Annotated in this window: 11 protein-coding genes; 3 read left to right on the forward strand and 8 right to left on the reverse strand. The window is 48.8% G+C overall.

The window, feature by feature from the left end; translation table 11 throughout:
• Window positions 1–11 precede the first annotated feature (11 nt).
• From C0081_RS03500 to C0081_RS03510, 3 genes are all read left to right on the forward strand, one after another.
• Complete coding sequence (locus tag C0081_RS03500; RefSeq protein WP_210200374.1) at window positions 12–5,492, forward strand: glutamate synthase-related protein; 5,481 nt, start codon at window positions 12–14, stop codon at window positions 5,490–5,492.
• A 154-nt stretch (window positions 5,493–5,646) separates the two neighbouring features.
• On the forward strand, window positions 5,647–7,398 hold the full coding sequence (locus C0081_RS03505) for a diflavin oxidoreductase (RefSeq protein WP_101532425.1): 1,752 nt from the start codon (window positions 5,647–5,649) through the stop codon (window positions 7,396–7,398).
• Window positions 7,399–7,648: 250 nt separating this feature from the next.
• Window positions 7,649–7,969, forward strand: coding sequence for a YARHG domain-containing protein (locus C0081_RS03510; protein WP_245417849.1), 321 nt, complete (start codon window positions 7,649–7,651; stop codon window positions 7,967–7,969).
• A 69-nt stretch (window positions 7,970–8,038) separates the two neighbouring features.
• Here the strand turns inward: C0081_RS03510 and malQ are convergent, their stop codons facing one another.
• The 8 genes from malQ to C0081_RS03560 all read right to left on the reverse strand — a co-directional run bounded on the left by malQ (window position 8,039) and on the right by C0081_RS03560 (window position 21,974).
• The gene (gene malQ / locus C0081_RS03515) at window positions 8,039–10,138 is read right to left on the reverse strand and encodes a 4-alpha-glucanotransferase (RefSeq protein WP_101532426.1); all 2,100 of its coding nucleotides are present in this window, start codon (window positions 10,136–10,138) and stop codon (window positions 8,039–8,041) included.
• On the reverse strand, window positions 10,135–12,234 hold the full coding sequence (gene glgX / locus C0081_RS03520; RefSeq protein WP_101532427.1) for a glycogen debranching protein GlgX: 2,100 nt from the start codon (window positions 12,232–12,234) through the stop codon (window positions 10,135–10,137). The genes malQ and glgX overlap by 4 nt, the downstream gene beginning before the upstream one ends.
• Window positions 12,235–12,247: 13 nt before the next feature.
• Window positions 12,248–13,696, reverse strand: coding sequence for a glycogen synthase GlgA (gene glgA, locus C0081_RS03525; RefSeq protein ID WP_101532428.1), 1,449 nt, complete (start codon window positions 13,694–13,696; stop codon window positions 12,248–12,250).
• Window positions 13,697–14,962, reverse strand: coding sequence for a glucose-1-phosphate adenylyltransferase (glgC, locus tag C0081_RS03530; protein ID WP_101532429.1), 1,266 nt, complete (start codon window positions 14,960–14,962; stop codon window positions 13,697–13,699).
• Between the two features lie 45 nt (window positions 14,963–15,007).
• Complete coding sequence (gene glgB / locus C0081_RS03535; RefSeq protein ID WP_101532430.1) at window positions 15,008–17,209, reverse strand: 1,4-alpha-glucan branching protein GlgB; 2,202 nt, start codon at window positions 17,207–17,209, stop codon at window positions 15,008–15,010.
• A 226-nt stretch (window positions 17,210–17,435) separates the two neighbouring features.
• A complete protein-coding gene (locus C0081_RS03540) occupies window positions 17,436–19,817 on the reverse strand; it encodes a glycogen/starch/alpha-glucan phosphorylase (RefSeq protein ID WP_101532431.1) in 2,382 nt (793 codons plus the stop codon).
• Window positions 19,818–20,457: 640 nt separating this feature from the next.
• Window positions 20,458–20,640, reverse strand: coding sequence for a hypothetical protein (locus C0081_RS03550; RefSeq protein ID WP_101532433.1), 183 nt, complete (start codon window positions 20,638–20,640; stop codon window positions 20,458–20,460).
• 734 nt (window positions 20,641–21,374) lie between these two features.
• On the reverse strand, window positions 21,375–21,974 hold the full coding sequence (locus tag C0081_RS03560; RefSeq protein WP_180966748.1) for a transglutaminase-like cysteine peptidase: 600 nt from the start codon (window positions 21,972–21,974) through the stop codon (window positions 21,375–21,377).
• Window positions 21,975–22,163: the final 189 nt, after the last annotated feature.

The following is a 22,163-nucleotide window of genomic DNA, read 5'->3' on the forward strand; positions in this document are numbered from 1 at the left end:
AGGACTACAGTTTGGAACAGTCTCAGCATCAACATGGCCTTTATGACCACAGCTTTGAGAAAAGCAGTTGCGGTGTCGGTTTCATGACCTACAAATCCGGCGTACAAACCCATGATGTTTTGGACAAAGGTCATGAAGCTCTTTGCACCATTCCTCATCGCGGTGGGATGAGCGCGGAAGGTGTAGGCGACGGCGCAGGCGTATGCATTGACTTGTCTTTGTCCTTCTTTCGCAAGATCACCGGCATGCAAAAACTGGAGATCGGCGAGTTTGGGGTCGGCAACTTCTTCTTGCCCGAGAATAAAAAACACTGGGATGATGCAGACAAGCTGATCAAACAAAGTTTAGAGAAGCACGACCTACGCTTGATTCTGGTGCGTGACGCCCCCGTAAACAATGCTGTTATTCGTCCAGCTGCACTCAAATTTATGCTGACTGTCCATCAGGTGGTTTTCATTAAGCCTGAAGGCGTTGACGATAAAGAATTTGATCGCAAAATCCACGATGCCCTGATGGATATTGAGGCTGTTGCCTATCTTGAGCCAAAGCTAAAGGGCCTCTATCCCGTTTCCATGTCTGCGCACACGCAGGTATATAAAGGGCGATTGAACTCAAACGAGATCATTCCCTATTTTATTGATCTTATGGATCCTGATCATAAGATTCACTCCATGTTTTTCCATACGCGCTTTTCAACCAACACCGAGCCGCAGCCTTCTATGGCGCAGCCGTTCCGTTTGATGGCGCATAATGGTGAGTTGAATACCGACAAGAAAAACCGGCTCTCTGAGGCTGCCATTGCGCAGATGAAGAACCAGCAGATCTATTCTCCTCCGGGACAATCGGATTCGGCTCGTCTTGACCAAACACTCGAGCGCCGTCTGATTGAAGACGATCTAGATCTGATCACTGCAGTGGTGGCGATGATGCCTCCTGCGTGGGAAAATGACCATCGTTTCTCTGACAGCGTGAAAGTGATGCTGGAGTATTTCTCTTTATATGAAGAGAAGAATGATGGACCGGCTGCTTTGATCTTTGGCAACGGCACCGTTATCGGTGCACGCCTTGACCGTCTGGGTCTGCGGCCTTTGCGGTCTGTTGAAACAGATGACTATCTTTGTGTTACGTCAGAAGCGGGGCAAATCGATTTTGATCCCGACAGCATTATCCGGCGCGGCCGCATTGAAGCTGGCGGTATGCTCTATTTTGACCATTCGACCGGCCAATCATATACTTCCAATGAAGCGCTCGAAATGCTCGCCAGCAAGCGGGACTATCGCGCTCTGCTCGAAGAAACCCGCAACAATCTGGCCGATTTGCCAACTGTTGATGGCAAGACCGAAGTTGCTGACGCATTCAGTGACGCACAGCGGTCCGTGGCTTATGGACTGAATCAGGAAAGCTACAAGTTCTTGTTAGACCCGATGATGCAGTCCGGGTCTGAAAAAATTTCAGCCATGGGTTACGGCGTTGCGATCAATGCCCTAACCGACCAAGAAGGCGGTATGGCAAAATATTTCTCGCAACGGTTTGCGCAGGTAACCAACCCTCCGCTGGATAGCCTGCGTGAGGCCGATGGTATGACGCTTCGGGTAGCATTGGGTGCACGTCCTCATTTCAACAAAGGCGCAACCAAACAACTGGTTGTTCAGTCGCCTATTTTATCTCCTGACGATCTGGCCACCATACGCGACCAAAAAGACGTTCTTGTCACTGAAGTTGCGACCGTTTATGAGATTGATCATAAAGCAGATTCAAAGAAGGCTCAGTCTGATCTCATTGCTGCAGTCGATGCTGTTTGTAAAAAAGTAGAGATTGCCGCACGCGAAAAAGGCGGCATCATTGTGCTGTCCGATGCATCGGTTGATCCAACCCATGCTGCAATCCCCTTGCCGCTGATCGTATCGGCGGCCAATCAGCGTTTGATTGAACAAGGCTTGCGTTTCCGAGCTTCTTTGATCGCCGAGAGCGGCCAAATCGCTTCTGCCCATCAGGTTGCAACGACACTGGGTTTTGGTGCATCTGCTTTGATGCCAATCGCCGTCGAAGCACGCGCAATAGAATTTGCTAAAGGTGACAAAGCAGAAACCAAAGCTGCCATAGGACGTTACATTAAGGCTGCCAACAAATCGCTCATGAAAACCATGGGTAAAGTCGGCTTGTGTACGGCTGAAAGCTATATTGGCGGTGAGTTCTTTGAGCCCAACTTCCTCGACACTGACGAAGCGGTGCTAAAACGCTATTTCCCCAACATGCGTAATACCGTTGGTGGCGTGGATTTCGCCGCCATTGCTCATAACGTTACCGAATGGCATGAGCGGGCCTGCTCCATCACCAACGAAGGTGAGATCCCACTTCTTGGGTTGTTCAAGGAACGCTCGGAAGGTGCGGGACACTCCTATGGTACAGCTGCTGTGCGCGGGTTTGTCGAAATGACCGAAGAGCCCATTCAGTCAGGAAAACCCGTTGCGCAAGGCGGCGATGCTGACGAAACTGACCTGCGTCTTTTGCCGGTTGCCAAGCTGACGGATGCTTATGGTGCCGACTCAGACGCCTATCGGCATACAAGCTTTAGTCGGCGGACGCCTGAAGAAATTGACGCCTTCAAAATCACCAAAAACTATCGCAAGTTTGCCATGGATTTGAACAAAGAACGCGAAGTGCGCCCAGCTGCTTTGCGCGATGTTCTCGCTTTTCCTGCTGATGTCAGTTGGGCAAAATCCGCTGACGAATTCGGACACGAGTTGTTCAAGCATGATTTGGTTGGCAACAATAATTTCATCGTGCGCGGCATGCGTGTTAAAACCGGTAAAGAGGGTCATTTTGTCATTAGCCTTACCGGCAAGTCCAACCACGATCGGACCGTCGCTTTATCTGTGGCGCTAAAAAACAAGTTTGGCGACGAGATTGTAGGGCTTGAAACCGAGGGCACCGATATTGTCCTGACGGCTAAAGGCGTCGCATTGTTCTATTTGACCAATGTGAAGCAAGCCAAAGCAAAATTGGCATTAAAAGCTGTTCAGCCAGCATCCGAGATCACATCGACTCTGGCGTCTGGCGCCATGTCGCACGGTGCTCTTGTCGGCCCTGCGCATGAAGCGGTGGCACACGGCACCAATATGGCCGGTGGTTTTTCCAACTCTGGAGAGGGTGGCGAGCATTATTCTCGTTATGGCACGATCCGTTCCAGCCGCATCAAACAGTTGGCATCAGGCCGGTTTGGTGTCTGGACTGGATATCTTGCAGACCCCACATTGGAGGAGCTCGAAATCAAGATTGCGCAGGGTGCAAAACCAGGCGAAGGCGGCCAGCTGCCCGGCAAAAAAGTTACCGTTGAAATTGCAGCAGCACGTGGTGGTACACCTGGTGTGGAGTTGATCTCCCCTCCTCCCCATCATGACACTTATTCGATTGAAGATCTGGCTCAGCTTATCCATGATGCCAAAGCTGCGCGTGTGCGCGTGGTCGTCAAGCTTGTGTCGTCCGAAGGGATCGGTACGATCGCGGTTGGTGTGGCCAAGGCTGGTGCTGACGTCATCAATATCGCTGGCAACACCGGTGGTACAGGTGCCGCTGCGGTGACATCTTTGAAAAACACAGGACGCGCCGCAGAAATCGGGCTGGCTGAAGTGCATCAAGCCTTGTGTGTCAACGGACTGCGCGACAAAGTCATCTTGCGCTGTTCGGGTGCCCACCAGACCGCATCTGACGTGATCAAGTCTTGCCTGTTGGGTGGTGACAGTTTTGAGTTCGGGACAACCGCACTGATGATGCTGAAATGCGTTATGGCCAAAAACTGTAACGTCAAATGTCCTGCGGGATTGACCACAAACTCAGAAGTGTTTGATGGCGATCCACGTGCATTGGCTCAATATCTGATGAACATCGCCCACGAAGCACGTGAAATACTTGCATCCCTCGGATTCAGGAGCATGAGAGAGGCACGCGGCCGGTCTGACTATCTGCATTTGGTCAAGCATAAGCGCTCGATCGGTCAGATGGACCTACGCAATATGCTCAAGGTGGTTGAAGAGGTTCACATCAAGGAACCGGTTTATCTTGAAGCCAATTTCGAGATTGATGACAAGTTGCTAAAGCAGTTCAAGAACGAAGCTGTTCAGCGGCATCAGCGTCGTGCCAAATTGGTTGTGTCAAGAAAACTGGATAACCGACATAAAACGGTTGGCGGCCAGTTTGCTATCGATATCGAGCGGATGCTGCAGCATGAGTTGTCAGAGAGACACCTCAACTCCATGCCTATGGTTTACACCGATGATCGAGGTCGCAACCTCATCAAACCAGAAACACTAGAAATCCATACCCACGGATCTGCGGGTCAGTCTTATGCTGCCTTTTGTAACTCTGGCATGGTCTTCCACCACACGGGGACTTGTAATGATGGTGTTGGCAAGGGTGCTTCTGGCGGCAATATCGCTGTACACACTCCCGGCGGTGGTGACAAAGAAAATGTCCTGATTGGTAACTTTGCCTTGTTTGGCGCATCAGGTTCGTCGCTGTTTGTTGAAGGCGGTGCTGGCGACCGGTTCGGCGTTCGCAACTCTGGCGCGACCGCCGTTGTTGAAGGCGTCGGCGATTTCTGCGGCGAGTATATGACCAACGGCGCTATTATGAACCTTGGTGGCTTCGGTAAAGGTTTCTGTAACGGCATGTCCGGTGGTGTGGCTTATCAGTATGATCCGTACAATCAACTGGAAACGCTCTACAGTGCCGATTCAGTCAAACTGCATCAGCTTGACGGGGACAATGATCGCGCAGCTTTGCACCGCGAGGCCGTCAAAGCCTTGCTGGAGCGACACATCAAGTTCACCGGATCGAGCAAAGCCAAATTCATTCTGGAAAATTTCAAAACTGAAGTGTCTAACTTCAAATTTGCCACTCCTCTGGCGCTCGAAACCTATCAGAATTATGAGGCAATCCTGAAAGCCAATACGCCTAAAGAGCTGAAAGAAGAGCTTGCACAGGCATTGGTTTCGTATCAGATCCGCAAATTCAAGGTAGCCTATCGTGACGGCACGGTAATTGCTGGTGGCGCTATCCCACAACAGGGTGAAACAGACACCCAGCTAATGTATGAGCTGATCAACAATTTCAGCGTAATCAACATGGCTCAACAGATTGTCAGAACTCGGTATCGTGGTGTCGATGTTGATGACGAGACGCTGCATGGTGGTGTTCGCAAGTTGATCTTGACGGAAGACTTCGGTCTGATGACAAAACTGTCTGCCATTGCTCGCGAGGCTCTGTCCGGCTATTCCGACATGGAAATCGCAGTGATGGTCTCTGACAAACGCATGAGAGACTATAAAACAGCGTTATCCAACCGCAATGTCCGCCTAATGGATTCTATCGGAACCTATGGTTGGATCCTGCTTCAAGACCGGTTGAACCGCGCCGCTATGGGTACCTTGCCAGATTTTGAAGCTCTATTTGCTTCAACATCCAGTATGGAACTAATCAAACAGGTGTCTTAAAGCATCTGTTTGCACCGCCTTGTCCTGTGTTTGGCGCCGGTTTTGGCGCATTAAATACGCCAAGTGTTTGCTTCTGTGCATGTCTTTATTTAATGCCAGTCATTGAATACAGACATGCCGAAGTAGCCAATTCTAAAAGACGGATCTAATTGATATGAAAGCCCCGTTTCTTCCTGATGACGCGCCCTTCTCAGATGACCAAAAATCATGGTTGGCTGGGTTTTATGCCGGATTACAAACGCAAATGCTGCAAGGCCAAAAGTCGGCAGCATCTGAAGCACAGGCTACATTAACCGCTCATGTGCTCTACGGAACCCAGACCGGCAATTCCGAAGGCGTTGCGGAGGATCTCAGCGCGGCGATGCGCGCTCAGGGTATCAATGCTATTTTGGCTTCGCTTGATGAAATCGAAGTCGATGCATTGTTAAAAATGGACTATGTTTTCATTGTTTCCTCGACCTATGGCGAAGGCGAAATGCCGGACAATGCTGAATTGTTCTGGGATGCGCTGATAGCCTCTGATGCACCGCGACTGGAGCATATGAGTTTCTCGGTGCTGTCTCTTGGTGATACCGCTTATGACGAATTCTGCGAAGCGGGCAAACAATTTGACTTGCGGCTCGAGCAACTCGGTGCAAAGCGCATGGTTCCGCGTGTCGATTGTGATGTTGACTATGAAGAAGATGCCGAGACCTGGAGCGCTGGAGTTTTAGAAGAATTGGTTCTTCGAAAACCGGAAGGCAGTGGTGATGTTGCTGTGCCGAATGGAACTGCCCCAAAAGCCGCCAAGTCCAAATGGAGCCGCAAAACACCTTTTCATGCGCCCGTTACGGTCAATCGCCTACTCTCGGGAGATGAGTCTGCAAAAGAAATTCGTCACTATGAGTTTGATCTATCCAATGATGGCCCCTCTTACGTGGCCGGCGATGCGCTCGGTGTGATTCCAACAAACGACCCAGCTCTTGTGTCAGCCTGGCTCCAGCGCCTTGGTGTTTCTGGAGACACCGCGGTTGCTGGCAAAGATCAGTCGTTAGAAGACATTCTGTTAAACAATCTCGAGATTTCTTCACCTTCAAATGAATTTGTCAAAGCCGTTGCAGAACGGGCAGATGATGATCACCTAAAGCATATCGTTGACCATGGTGACAAAGATTCTCTTGAGGCTTATCTTTGGTCGAAAGACGCCCTTGATGTGATGTTGTTGCACCCCAATGTGCAATTCTCCGTTGACGAGATTCTAGGCTTGTTCAAACCTCTTCAGCATCGTGCCTATTCAATATCCTCAAGCTCAAAAGCCTTCACAAACAGCGTTCATTTGACCATCGCGTCGGTTCGTTACGATAGTCATGGACGCTCTCATGGTGGTGTTGCGTCTTGTTTCCTTGCCGATCGAGTAGGCAACGCCGCTTCTAAAGTTTTTGTAGCACCAAACAAGAGCTTCCGTATTCCAGAAAACAATGATGTGCCAATGATCATGGTTGGTCCTGGCACCGGCATTGCGCCTTTCCGCGCATTTCTGCAAGAACGCCAAGCGATTGGCTCGAAAGGAACCAACTGGCTGTTCTTTGGTGATCAACACGAGAAATGTGACTTCATCTACAAAGATGAGCTGACTGAGATGCAGTCCGCTGGTGTTCTGCACCGTATGGATTTGGCCTTTTCTCGCGATCAAAAAGAGAAAATCTATGTCCAAACGCGCATGAAAGAAAATGCCAAGGACCTCTATGCGGCTTTGGAAGAAGGTGGCCATTTTTATGTTTGCGGCGACGCCTCACGGATGGCCAAAGATGTGGATCGCACCTTGCATGAAATAATTGCTGAACAAAGCGGCCGAAATGACGACGCTACGACGGATTATGTCAATCGGTTGAAGAAAGACAAACGATACGTGCGCGACGTTTACTAATTATACAGCCTGCCAAGCAAACTCAAACCGGCCTCTTCTGGCCGGTTTTTTTGTGTACGCTAAATGCCGGATGGCCTTAACGTCCTAGTATATCGGTTTGATTGCGGACGATCAGACATGGGTGTATTATTTTTATGTGATATTCGAATTGAACGGCAAACTGCCTGTTGCGGGCATTAGCCATCACATAAGTACCCATGTCATATGGGCGCGAGAACGTCCGTTGGCATGATGATCGGGGAGATTAATCATGACAAGACTTCGTTCCTTCGGGCTAGCTCTTCTTTTCACCTCTGGATTTATGCTGGCATCACCGCTGTTTTCTGAATTGGGCAGCGGAGTTGGTTTTATCGGCAAAGCACAAGCACAGAACTACCAATATATGAGCTGCGGTGAGCTGTGGTATGCACGAAATGCAATTTACGCCTCGCGTGGCTATTGCTTCAAAACGCGTCGTGCTCGCAATGCTTTCGGAGCTCGGTGTTATGCTCCTTGGGGCAGACTGACCGCGTCACAGCAGAGGCGTGTCAATCGCATCGTGTCTTGGGAGCGCCGGATGGGATGCCGGTAGTTACAGACCATATACCAAATGCCCGCGCCTTTCAGGCGCGGGCATTTAAAGCATAATGAGAGCCCTTCTTCAACTCTCAGGCGAGGCATTGTCTGCTAATTGTTTGAGATTTCGACCTGCGTCGTCCATCGTTTTGGAAATAACCTCAAAGGCAGGGTCTGATCTCAACTCATCGACCGTGAGCGGACATTTGCGGCGCCAATTGGGATGATCATCGATCGTTCCGGGCAAATTCTGAGCTTCTTCTTGAGCGAGAACATCATCCAGTTGAACAGAGATCATTGCGACCTGAGAAGCGGCAAGAGTACCATGCACAACGTCAAACAAATGATCAAATCCTTCAGCACCATCTGTATGATCTGAAAGTCGAGCAAGTGCGGAAACATCTCGTTCGCGGTGTTCTAACGCCTCATGTGAGATACGCCCCTCAATTTTACTCAGTTTATCCCGCCACTTAATATCCCGTCCGGTAAGATAGCCCTTCAGTGTTGGTGTATCGTGCGTACTAAAGCAGGCCAAACTAAACTGGCGTAGATCATTTGGATGCTTAAAATTGCCGTCAGGCCATTTTTCATATTGCAGCACAGAATAGCCATAGATACCGCGCGCTTGGACCTTTTCACGAAATCCATCTGGCACAAGACCAAGATCTTCACCAATGATTGCGGTCTTTGTGGTGTTGGATTCGATAGATAATATGGCCAACAATGTATCAAGCGGCTTGGAAACATAGGCGCCTGGACTGCCATCCTCTGGTATCCAGAAGCTCCGATTGAGACCCAAAACGTGATCAATTCTCAAAATACCGGCATGGCGCATGGCCGCACGATAGATATGACGTAACGACTTGTATTTATTGGCAGCTAGCTTTCTTGGCGCGTAAGTCATCAACCCCCAATTTTGCCCATCAGGGCCGAGTTGGTCCGGTGGAGCCCCAAGAGAAACACCATGAGCGACACTCTCGGACTCACACCAGCTTTCAGCCCCACCGTGGCGCGCACCCACAGCAAGATCCAGATACAACCCCATACCAGCGCCATCTGCTTTGGCGCGGTCTTGGGCATATTCGAGCTGGCTATTTGCGACCCATTGCAACCACGCATGAAACCTTATACGGGCTTCAAGCCTTTCACTTTCTCGCTCAATGGCATCGGGTTCTTTGTTTTGCAGTTCGATTGGCCAATCACGCCAGTCTTGTCCAAATTGCTCCGCCAGCGCTTCAAACAAAGCAAAGCGTTGAAGATAGGCCCCACGTTGTTCTACGAATTCCTGAAACTGCTGATGCGCTGTCAGCTCAGCATGCTGAAGGAAGAGCGTATAATAATCGCGCAACGCAGCGTTGTGACAAGTGCGGTGTTGGATATATTCCACTTGCTCGCTATTTCGCAATTCTGCCCACTGAACGGCTACCGCCTGCATGATTGAACGTGCTTGTGGCGTATTTGTCAGGCCAGGAATACGATCGGTCGCAATGTGCTGGGTATTGAAAAATCCACGATGACTAGGCGAATAAGGGCTGATCGCATGAGGCTCGGCAAAGCCCAGCGCATGAACGGGGTTGATACCCACAAAACTGCCACCCAATTCGTGAGTGAATTCGGCCAAATTCGCCAGATCTTCGTAATCACCGAGACCAGAATTTCGTGCAGAACGCATCCCATACAATGCAGTATTGAGTCCCCAAATGCGTCGTTTTCCACCAAAGGATTCAATCGAAGGGGCTTGTAGAGGGGCACAAATAATGGTTACGGTCTCGATACGATCCCCGACTTCACATATTAAATCGTGAATACCTGCGGGCAAAGGCGGAAGTGAAATATGGGTGTCTGCAACACCGGACAAGGCCCCTGAAGAAAAGGATAATTTCTCTTCCTCCGAGACTCTTTCGTCGAGCTCTATGCTCCAACGTGCGCCGAGACCAAAGTTACACTCATAACCAAACCCCATTCCGGTTATCAGTTCTCGTGGGTACCAACGATCATTTTCCGCTGCAACATATGCCTCAAGCGCCTCGGCGATCATGGCGTCATTGTCAAGTTGCAGGCCATTTGCACGAAGCAATGCGAGCTGTGTTTCTACGGACGTGTGGATCAGATTGCCGTCAAAATCATTATAGGAATGATGAATTCCAAAATGTCCAGCAAGGGCATTGAGACTTTCAATATTCATGACGAAGCATTATCCGGTTGGAGGATCAGGGCGACGACGGATGAGCCAGACACTTCTGTCGCTTCCTTACGCGTTTCGCGGCTGGGATATTGAACTTGTTGGGCCGTATCAAGACTTCGGACCCAATGGTAGCCTTTGGGGTGTTTAGGCAAAACAACATCAGCGGCGACGTTGCTACGGTTGAAAATAATGAAAACAACATCGTTGTCTTGTTGGTATATTGGCGCTTCAGCGGAACAACGAAGGGTCAAACAGAAACTCGACATGCCGGGATCCCGCCAACGCAGCGGGAAACCACCAAAGTCAGTCCATTCCACATCAGGCTGATCGTCTTGTTCGCGTTTGGCACCGTGCAGAAAACGATCCTGCCTCAAGGCTTTATGTGCCTTTCGGAACGCCGACAGATAGGTAACAAAATCGTTGAGTTCTGTGTCTGCCTGATCCCAATTCACCCAACCGATGTCGTTGTCCTGACAATAGGCATTGTTGTTGCCCGATTGGCTATTCCCTATCTCATCCCCAGCCAGAAGCATCGGCGTGCCTTGTGAGAGGAACAGTGTGGCCAACAAATTTCTCTGCCGACGGTGACGACGCGCACGCACAACCGGATCATCAGTGTCACCTTCATGGCCGCAGTTGTCACTAAAATTTGCTCCGTGGCCGTCCATATTATTCTCGCCATTGGCAAGATTATGGCGGTTGTTGTAACGAGAAATATCGGCCAACGTGAAACCATCATGTGAAGACACAAAGTTGACCGAAGACCAAGCTCGCCGCCCTGCCCGGTCAAATTTATCGGCTGATCCCAAGAGACGCGAAGCCAAATCTGGTGTGGTTTGTGGGTCACATTTCCAATATCTGCGCGACGTGTCGCGGTATCCATCATTCCATTCGGAGAATTCTGGAGGGAACCCGCCGAGTCGGTATCCACCCGGACCGATATCCCACGGCTCGGCGATGAGTTTGACTTGGGACAGAACAGGATCTTGCCGGATAGCATCCAGAAAACCACCATGGGGATCAAATCCATGATCTTCACGGCATACGGTGGTTGCCAGGTCAAACCGGAACCCATCAACCCCCATACATTGCACCCAATAACGCAAGGAATCGAGCACCATACGCAAAACAAATGGATGGGAAACATTGACGGTATTGCCACAACCGGTGTCATTCACATAATAGCGAGGTTGACCGGCAATCAGGCGATAATAGGAAGCATTGTCCAAGCCACGGAAAGACAGTGTGGGGCCGTTTTGGTCGCCTTCTGCTGTATGGTTATATACCACATCAAGATAAACCTTGATGCCCGCTGCTTTTAGCTTTTGGATCATAGCGCGGAAGCCCACGATCCCTTCAGGACCAAAATAGCGCGGCTCCAGAGCAAAAAAGCCGATGGTGTTATAGCCCCAATAATTGCGCAGACCTTTGTTTTGAAGAAACTCGTCATCCAAAAAAGAATGCACGGGCATCAATTCAATGGCGGACACATTAAGAGACAAAAGATGATCGATGACCGCATCAGAGGCAAGACCCTCATAGGTTCCCTGTAACGCTTTTGGCACGCCGGGATGCAACTTTGTCAGGCCTTTGGTATGTGCCTCATAGATGAGATCGCGATCCCGGAACTTGGGTGCTTCTTGTTGAAGAAACTCATTCAACCGAGGGTCTGAAACTACTGATTTTGGCATGCAATCGGCACTGTCTGCGGCACCAAACGTCAAATCGGCACCTTTAGCGCCTTTTTGATAGCCAAACACCGTGGCCGAAGGCGTCCAGTTGCCGTGCAGCTCACGCGTGTAAGGGTCCAACAACAGCTTGTTGGAATTGAAGCGGTGCCCTTGCTCTGGTGCATAAATGCCGTGTGCACGATAGCCATACAGAGCACCGGGTTTGACCCCGTCGACATACCCATGCCAGACGGGCCCGGTTCTTTCAGGCAACGAAACACGGTCGATTTCCTTTTTCCCATCGGGTGAGAAAAAACAAAGATCGATTTGACTCGCATTTTCTGAAAAGACCGCAAAATTGGTCCCTTCACCATCAAAAAATGCACCGAGTTGATGCGAGCTACCGCTCGAAATTCTATATTTCATTGAGTGGTTGGTCCTAGTCGGCTCGCTCTTCAATCAGTGATGAAAACAGCTGTTTGTACAATTTGGCAGAATGATCCCAGCCTACTTCTTGCTCCATTGCGCGGCGCATCATGACACGCCAATGCTTGGGCTCTTTGAATAAATCACAGGTTCTATTAATCGCTTTTTCCAGTGTTTCAATTGTAATGGGAGAAAATTGAATACCTGTAGCGCAAGAGGCTGTGAGAGCGGCCGAATTTGCATCAATCACCGTATCCGCAAGACCTCCAGTGCGCGCAACAACAGGAATGGTGCCATAGCGTAGGCCGTAAAGCTGTGTCAGTCCGCACGGTTCAAAACGAGAAGGGATCAATATCGCGTCTGAGCCACCTTGTAGCATGTGGGATAGCTCTTCGTCATAGCCGATTTCAACACTAACAGACTCAGGAAACCGATCTGCCATCGCCCGATAATCGTCTTCCAGTTTTTTATCACCCGTCCCCAAAACCGCTAAACGTGCACCGCGTTTAATCAGTGTTGGTATCGATTTTAGCAACAAATCGAGACCCTTCTGGGTCGTAAGTCGCGAAATCACACAGAACAAGGGTGCGTCTGGGTTGGATGCAAGCCCAAACTTCTCTTCAACCCGTGTGCGATTAGCCGCTTTGCGTTTCAGGGTTTTGGCAGTAAAGGTTTTTGTCAGGGCTTTATCTGTTTCAGGATTCCAGATATCCAAATCGATACCGTTCAAAATACCCGTCAAATCAGATTGCCGACTGCGAAGCAACCCTTCGAGTCCCATCCCAAATTCTGGAGTCAGCAACTCCTCAGCGTAGGTTGGGCTTACCGTAGTGATTTTGTCGGCCATCGCGATGCCACCTTTGAGGTAGCCGATATGACCCCAATATTCAAACCCATCAGGAGTGAATAGCCCAGATGACAGTCCGAGAGGACCACGCAAAGCCCCATCAAACAGCCCCTGGAACGCGATGTTATGAATTGTCATAACAACAGGAGGTGCTTTGCGGCCTGATTGCCGCAAATATACGGGCACCAAACCGGCTTGCCAATCATGGGCATTGATGACATCTGGCTTCCATCCACCGATGCCATCCAGGCCGATTTTGGCACCGATTAGGGAAAGAGCGCCAAAACGAATGGCGTTGTCCTCCCAATCGTAACCTTCCTCATCGAGATAGATTGTCCCTTTACGATCGAAAAGATGTGCTGCCTCCAGCAGCAACAAATTCAACCCTTTCGCACGCACAGAATAAACGCGAGCGGGTCCACCAAACAAATCTTCCAATTCTAACAGAAGATCGCCATGCTTGATCCAGTCTTTAAGCGCAGGATAGGCCGGAATCAAGATTTTGACAGTGTTATCAAGCTGTTCCAAAGCTTTTGGAACAGACCCAATAACATCGGCAAGACCGCCAGTTTTGACAAAGGGTGCGCATTCGGAGGCAACAAATAGTACGTTCATTTATAGATCCAGTTTGTTGATCATGGATTGGGTGATCAGACAAATGCCGCTATCAGTACGGCGGAAGCGCTGAGCGTCAAGCACGGGATCCTGACCGACCACAAGGCCTGCCGGGATTTTTACATCGCGGTCAATGACCACATTTTTTAACTCAGCGTTACGATTAATCTCTGCGTGAGGAAGCGCAACAACGCCTTCCATTGAAGAGAAAGAGTGGGCTTTTACACCTGTGAACAACAAGCAACGATTAAGGGACGACCCTGAAATGATACATCCACCAGAGACCATAGAAGACACAGCCTGTCCGCGGCGTCCTTCTTCATCGTGGATAAATTTCGCTGGAGGCTGAAGCTCCTGATGGGTCCAGATTGGCCAATCGTTATCATAGATGTCCAACTCGGGTACAAAATCCGTCAGATCAATGTTGGCTTCCCAAAAAGCGTCAATGGTTCCTACATCACGCCAATAAGGCTTTTTTTCCAACCCGGACCGGATGCATGAATGGCTGAAGGGATGAGCCACTGCTTTGCCGTGCTTGACCAAGTAAGGAATGATATCTTTGCCAAAGTCGTTTTGAGTATCGGGATTATCAGCATCCTGACGAAGCATATCGTAGAGCAGTTTGGATTCAAAAACATAGATACCCATAGACGCAAGGGCGCGCGTTGGGTCACCCGGCATAGAAGGTGGGTTTTCCGGTTTTTCGACAAATTCCAGAATATTGTCGTTTTCATCCACTTTCATGACACCAAAGGCACTGGCCTCCTCAATAGGGACCTCGATGGAGCCAATGGTCACGTCTGCGCCGGTCTCAACATGTTGTCGGACCATCAATCCATAGTCTTGTTTGTAGATGTGGTCGCCAGCCAAAATGACCATGTATTTCGGACCGTAACTCTCCAAGATATCGATATTTTGATAAATTGCGTCTGAGGTGCCCTTATACCAAACCTCGTTATCCATACGCTGGGAAGCGGGCAGAATATCCAGATATTCGTTGCGCTCTTCGCGGAAAAAACTCCACCCACGTTGCAAGTGACGAATAAGGCTGTGCGCCTTATATTGGGTTGCTACGCCGATACGGCGAATGCCTGAGTTTACGGCATTTGAAAGTGCGAAGTCGATAATGCGGCTTTTACCACCAAAATACATGGCGGGCTTGGAGCGTTTTTCGGTCAACTCCTGCAATCGGCTTCCTTTGCCACCAGCCAAGATGAACGCCATCGACTGATTTGCAAGTCTCGAAGTTTCACGATCAAGTTTCATAGCAACCTCCCTTCTATTGGATGACCACAAGTGATCAATGAGATCTTATACACGTTCCAACTGGAAATAGAGCGTGGATAGTGGTGGCAGCGTCAAAGACAAAGATACATCGCGTCCATCGGATGCGATTTCTTCGGTTTGTGATGCGCCAAGATTGCCTCGGCCGCCGCCCGCATAAAGACTGGAATCGGTATTTAGGATTTCAAGCCAACGCCCAGCTTCAGGCACGCCAACCCTATAATGTTGCCGTTCGACCGGCGTCATATTGCTCACCACAAGTACGGGTGCTTCACCATTTTTGCCTTTTCGGACCCATGAGAAGACAGAATCCGCATGCGCATTGGAATTGATCCACTCAAATCCTTCAGGCCTCGTATCAAGCTGGTGCAAAGCAGGAACATCGTGATAAATGCGGTTCAAGTCGCGCACAAGGGACTGCACACCGCGCTGAAAATCATGACCGAGCAGATGCCAATCAAGGCTTTGATTGTGGTTCCACTCTTGGCCCTGAGCAAATTCCCCACCCATAAACAGTAATTTCTTGCCAGGATGCCCCCACATAAAGCCATAGTAAGCCCGCAAATTGGCAAATTGGTCAGCAGGATATCCCGGCATCCGGTTGAGAAGAGACCCCTTCCCATGCACCACTTCATCGTGACTTAAAGGCAGGATGAAGTTTTCCGAGAAGGCATAATGCAACCCGAAAGTCATGTTGTGGTGATGATATTTGCGGTGTACCGGGTCTTGTGACATGTAACGCAGGGTGTCATTCATCCACCCCATATTCCATTTGTATCCGAAGCCGAGGCCACCATAATTTGTTGGAGCACTGACACCGGGAAATGCCGTTGATTCTTCGGCAACCGTCATGATCCCGTTGACTTCTCCATAAGCCATTTCATTCATGTTCCGAAGGAAGTCAATCGCTTCGTAATTTTCTCGGCCACCGTCTTTATTGGGGATCCACTCGCCTTCTTTGCGCGAGTAATCACGATACAACATGGATGCAACGGCATCGACGCGCAGACCGTCGACGTGAAACTCCTTGAGCCAATAAAGGGCATTAGCCGATAGAAAATTGGTTACTTCCTTGCGGCCATAATTATAAACCAGCGTATTCCAATCAGGATGGAAGCCTTCGCGGCGATCTTCATGCTCATAAAGAGCCGTGCCATCGAATTTGCCTAAGCCATGCACATCTTCTGGGAAATGCCCAGGAACCCAATCGATCAACACACCGATTTCGGCTTCGTGACAGGCATCAATAAAGTCCCTAAATTCTTCAAGCGTTCCATGCCGAATGGTCGGAGCAAACAGACCAACGGGCTGATAGCCCCAAGAGCCATCAAACGGGAACTCAGAAATTGGCATCAACTCAATGTGCGTAAAGCCCATATCTTTGACGTAGCGAACCAGATCACGCGCCAATTCATGATAGGAAAGAGGTCTGTTACCCTCGTCCTGCACCCTTTTCCATGACCCCAAATGCACTTCATAGATGGAAATGGGTTGATCAATCCGGCTCAACAATTCGCGCTTTGACATCCATCCGGCGTCTTTCCACTCATGGCAGTCTAGGCGACGGACAATGGACGCGGTGCGCGGGGCATGCTCTGATCCAAACCCAACAGGATCGGCCTTAAGTGGCAACAAGTTACCCTGTCTGTTAAGCAGCTCATATTTATAGGGTTCACCGTCATCAATGCCCGGAATGAAAATCTCCCAAACACCGGTTGCACCGCGTTGTCGCATCTGGTGACGACGGCCGTCCCATCCGTTAAAATTGCCAACAACTGAAGCACGACGAGCATTGGGAGCCCAAACAGCAAAATGCGTACCGGCTACACCCTCATGCGTCATCACATGGGCGCCCAGAACCTTCCAAAGCTCATGGTGAGTGCCCTCACCCAATAGATATTCATCCAGTTCACCAATCACAGGGCCAAATCTGTAAGTGTCTTCTGTGACCCAAACATGATCACCCATGGTGATGCGAAATTTGTAGGGAAAACGCTCGGTTGCGTTTTCAATGATGTTTGTAAAGATATCCTGAGCCGATTCATCCCGAATGAGGGCAGTGATCAGTTCGCCGGTTTCATGGTTGAGAACTTCGACTTTCCCTGCACCGGGGAAAAAGGCTCGAATGACTAGCTTGTCCTTCCACTCATGAAGCCCCAGAACCGAGAATGGATCGCTGTGCACCCCATTTTGAATGGACTGTGCGTCACGTCGGGAGATGTATGTCATAGCTCTGCCTTTCCCCTCAATTTAATCTTTAGGCTAGAGCAAGTCTAAGATAATTGAAACCATTAGACTCGCTCTATCTTATTGTATTGACATAAATTACGATCCGAGAGGGGCATTCTACGGATCAACAAAGCAAGGACTAGACCTTTGAATCGCAAAAGTCATCGTGCCAAAACTCGGCGACTAGCTTTTGGAATAGGTCGCCGAATAATTTGATTGATCTCCCTTAATAAAGAGATTTTGTATGCCAAATATCTTTGGCATAGCCTTTGATGGTCCGATCCGATGAGAACCAGCCAACATTGGCCGTGTTAAGAATCGCCATTTTGGTCCACAGCTTGGTATCTTTATAAGCCTCATCGACCTTACGCTGAGTATCAAAATAGGAATCAAAATCACACGTAACCAAGAAGTAGTCGCTCTCATACATCATCTGAACGATCGACCCGTAGCGATGAGTTTCTTCTGGTGAAAACACACCACTAGCGATTTGATTGAGGACCCTATAAAGGCGTGGGCTCGCTTCAATTGCACGTCTGGCATAGTCAGGCTCATTGCGCCGTTCAACCACTTCCGATGCCGTTAGGCCAAACAAGAAGAAGTTTTCTGCGCCAACATGCTCGCGAATTTCCACATTAGCCCCGTCAAGAGTGCCAATAGTGAGCGCTCCGTTAAGAGCAAACTTCATATTGCCAGTGCCCGATGCTTCTTTGCCTGCTGTTGAGATTTGTTCGGACAAATCCGATGCAGGAATCAAAATCTCGGCCATGGAAACATTGTAGTTTGGCGGGAAAATGATCTGCAAATAGTCTTTAGTGACCGGGTCATTGTTGATGACTTTTGCAACATCATTAATCAGGTGAATGATTTGTTTTGCGACCTCATAACCTGGAGCCGCTTTGCCGCCAAAGACCTTGACTCTTGGGGTCCAGTCTTTGGTTGGATTTTCCTTGATTTCATTCCAGTAAGCAATGGTTTCCAGCAAGTTCATCAGCTGACGTTTATACTCATGGATACGTTTGACCTGAACATCAAGCATGGCATCTGGATTGAAAGTGACACCATTGCGTTCATTCAACCAGGAGATAAGACGTTCTTTGTTTTGTCGTTTGGCTGCACGGAACTCGCCTTGGAAAGACGCATCATCGGCATGTTTTGCCAGTCTTTTCAGGCGTTCGAGATTATCAGGCCACTTGGTGCCAATGGTGGAATTAATCAATTCACGCAATGGCTTATTACAGGAATAGAGCCACCGGCGCGGGGTGATACCGTTGGTCTCATTGACGATACGTTTTGGATAAACCTTATGCAGGTCACCAAAGACAGTTTCTTTCACCAATTCAGTGTGCAGCGCCGAAACTCCGTTGACATGATGAGCCATGATAAAGGCCAATTCGCCCATATTCACGTTGCCATGGTCAATGATGCGTATATTGGAGCCAGTTTCTTTAAGATGCTGATCCTGAATAATTTCAATAATGCGGTAGTGACGCGGCAGGATCCGGGCAAACAGATGCTCAGGCCAACGTTCCAGCGCTTCAGGCAACAAGGTATGGTTGGTATAACCCAGACACTTGCGCGTAATGTCAATAGCTTCAAATATTTCAATATCATGGACATCGGTTAGCAGGCGGATAAGCTCAGGCCCAGCAATCGCGGGATGGGTATCGTTGAGCTGAATGGCCGCTTTGTCTGGCAAATTGCGCAGATCGTCGTTGGTGGAAAGAAAGCGACGGATCAAATCCTGAATGGAAGCAGATGTGAAGAAATACTCCTGCTTCAGGCGCAATTCTTTACCAATTTCGGTGGTGTCATCGGGATATAGGACGCGAGAGATAGTCCGAGCCAATGCCTCTGGCGCACTGGCACCGAGGAAATCTCCGCGATTGAAGCTTTCCAAGTCAAATTTGCGCGTTGGCTTGGCTGCCCAAAGGCGAAGCGTGTTACACCATTTGGCTTGCCAACCCAGAGTTGGTGCATCATAGGCCTGAGCCCGCACCGTCTCTGCTGGGTGCCAGACCGTACGGCCATCGCTCTCGCTTACATGACCACCAAATCCGATTGGATAGGATACTTCTGGACGTTCAAATTCCCAAACGTTGCGCTGCGCCAACCAGCCTTCAGCGGTTTCAATCTGTTGACCATTTTCAAAATGCTGTTCAAACAAGCCGTGCTCGTAGCGAATACCATAGCCATATGCAGGAATTCCGAGTGTTGAAAGCGAGTCGAGAAAACAAGCTGCAAGGCGACCGAGCCCCCCATTGCCCAAGGCTGCATCGGGTTCGTTGGCCACAATCCTGGAATAATCCTGCCCCAGTTCTCGCATGGTTTCGCGCGCCACGTCCTCAAAACCGAGATTGATTGCCACATCCTCAATAAGACGGCCAATCAGAAATTCCATTGATAGATAATAGACCCGCTTGGCATTTGCCTCATAAGTTTTGCGCGTACTATCGAACCAAGGGTCCACCACCATATCGCGCATTGCCAACGACAACGCCATGCGCCAATCATAAGGGGTTGAGTGGCCCTGATCTTTGCCTAGTGAGTATTTAAGGTGACGGAGAATTTCTTGTTTCAGTTTGATTTGAAATATTTTCGTATTCATATCCGAACATCCGATTTTTGCACGTAAAGCAAAGACTTGCCAACTGCGAATGAATTTGGCGTATCCAAATGATAGTTTGATCCTGGTTCACCAATAACGCAAAAATCTTTGCGTCTGGTATACGACGGCTAAATGGCGCGCTCGCAGTATAGCCTTCAGATTCATCGCCCCACTTATTCAGTTTTTAGAGCAATTATAAACTTTCGTCCAATAGTTCATGAAACACAAGGCCAGCAACGCGCGCCGAGTTGCCCCGAAATGGCTGTTTTATCTATCTGCGCGCCCACTATTTGCCCAATTAATAGGCATTTAGTTCCAAATCTCTCTCTAAGTATGACGCCGTTTTTAGCGTTTTAAACCGTGTATAACACCAAGCAAACGCCTCTAAGGTTCATTCACAAACAGAAATTATCCGCATTATTTCCCGAACCAACAGCTCAGTTGGTTTGAAACCACATAATGAAGATGATGCGTAAACAAGACCGCACGTGCATATTTCTACATGCCACACACAAAATTGCGCAATGTTGCTATTGGCTGGGTGTTTTTGAAAGTCTAAAATCCAATGCATTCAAAGCATGGGATGCTCCATATGTATTGGCGGCTGTGTCACTCGGGACAGTGGCTATTAGCGAACCCTTTAAAGCTCACCATTAACGTAGGCTTCATTTGATGAAGTGCGAACCGCTAATACAAATTTGCACATTTCATTGGCAAAAACGAAGAATCCGACCAACCACAAAGCAACAAAGGGCCACCCAAGATATTCCAAGCCTAAAGCAAACCCAAGCCCGTATAGGACAAGAAAACCGACAAAATACATATTTCTATCCCGATTTAGGGTTAATCGAACGCTCCTGTAAGCTACTTATATCTGCATTATATTTTTATTTATTTCAGTGGTTGCAAATAATTCTAAGCCTAGATCCCAATGTGCTCTGCAAAAAGTTGAGACTAAATGATAAAAACACAATTGGATCAACGCTGAGGGTCAGAGAACGGCCCGGTGCAATGGACTCCGATTTATCTAAGTCAGCAGCTCTAAAGATCTTGATCCATCATTTGAAATTATTGTTTTAAATAATCGGGCCCTTGGGGCATCCATAACCAATTTGATGCTTTACTATGAATCGATCTCATGTAAGGCGTTTGACGAGTAAGTTTGGGAGAAAAATCCAAGAAAAAAACGACAAATTGAAGCAGAACCAAGCCGCAATTGCGATCTGAATCCCTGTCGATATACCCAATGGAGAAGTAAGGAGACCGATAAGGCAAACTGCACCAAAAAGTATGGCTGAAATTGCCATAGAAAAGCTGCCCTTCAATTGGCTGGTAACCAACCCATAGATGATTGATACTTCGATAAGTCCCATATTCATCTCCCGTACGATAATGATACCTTAAGAATCCCTAATGAATTCTTATTGAATCTCAACACGTGAAAGCCATGAGATAGATCGTACCTGGCTTCACCGTGTGGGTATCAAATCAAACAATTCAATATCATTTTCAAATGCCTACTTGTCCGCACCGAAAGGTGGGGACAACAAGGCACGGTTATTTCAATAGTAACGAGACCCATTTTTTTGGGTTTGCTGTCGCCATTTTGAGATATTTGTAGCCAGTTTTACTGCGGGTGCGGATGGAACTACGGCGGTTGTCGAGTACCAAGTCACCACGATTTGTACGAACAACCAGAACCGCATGCCCGATACCGGAACGAGTTTTGACCACTGCCATACGCAAAGAGCTGGCAGGAACACCCTTCCGGATCAGTTCGGATCGTTTGGTCAAAGCATAATCTTCACAATCACCAAACGGTGTGTTGATGGACCATGTTTCACCACGGTCATTGCGATAACGAATTTTGCGGTTTACAGCGCGGTTGGTTTCATAAAGTGTTGCGATCAGTTTTTTGTTGTAGCGTACCGAACTTGAGCCCCCTCCCCGACATTCACGCGCATGTTTGCGGCAGAATACCTGATAGGCCAAGGGAGGACGGTTTTTGTTCCGCTCCTTCAACTGGATCAATTGAGATTGAAGGCTCTTAAGCTGAGCTACCGCATCCGTATTGGGTCTGGCTTGCAGTGGTGCGGAAAATAACAGCGCAAAGACTGAAAGAGCAAATGTTGCTTTTTTGAATAATGTCTTGGTCATTGTTTGCATCCCTGAGCGTCGATCCCAAGACTCCTTTCACGGAGCTTCTTGATAGGACCCAGTTATATCCGATAGTGATTTGGCTTCCCCTAAGGGAATAGTTCAAATTTTAATCAACCGGCATTTTAGGTCCAAACATGACATACGGCACTAATACAGCTCCATCATCTCTATTATCTATGGTTGTAA

The organism is Cohaesibacter celericrescens (assembly GCF_002866925.1).
GTDB lineage: Bacteria > Pseudomonadota > Alphaproteobacteria > Rhizobiales > Cohaesibacteraceae > Cohaesibacter > Cohaesibacter celericrescens.